Origin of the sequence: Paraburkholderia sp. SIMBA_054 (assembly GCF_046534875.1) — a bacterium.
Taxonomy (GTDB): domain Bacteria; phylum Pseudomonadota; class Gammaproteobacteria; order Burkholderiales; family Burkholderiaceae; genus Paraburkholderia; species Paraburkholderia hospita.
Map to the genome: position 1 here is coordinate 1 of NZ_JAWRXV010000619.1, position 279 is coordinate 279.

1 protein-coding gene is annotated in these 279 nt (G+C 62.4%); it reads right to left on the minus strand.

What is annotated here, in order from left to right; genetic code table 11:
- On the minus strand, positions 1-279 hold a 279-nt coding region (locus SB822_RS56565), incomplete at both ends, for an enoyl-CoA hydratase-related protein (protein ID WP_410859034.1).

Consider the following 279-nt stretch of genomic DNA (forward strand, 5'->3'; position numbering starts at 1 on the left):
GTAGTAGAGCGCCTGGCGATGTCCGACCGTATCCGCCATCGCCTTGCTCACCAGATTGCCCGGCGGAATGCCCCAGTTGATTTCGGAGAGGCCGAACACCGCTTCATCGGCTGCGATCGCGAGATCGCACGCGACGAGCGGCGAGAAGCCGCCGCCGAAACACCAGCCGTTGACCATCGCGATGGTCGGCTTCGAGTACATGCGCAAGAGCTTCCATTGCCATTGGCAGGCGTCGCGACGAATCTTCTCTTGCAGGATTTCCGGGCCCGCGTCGACTTC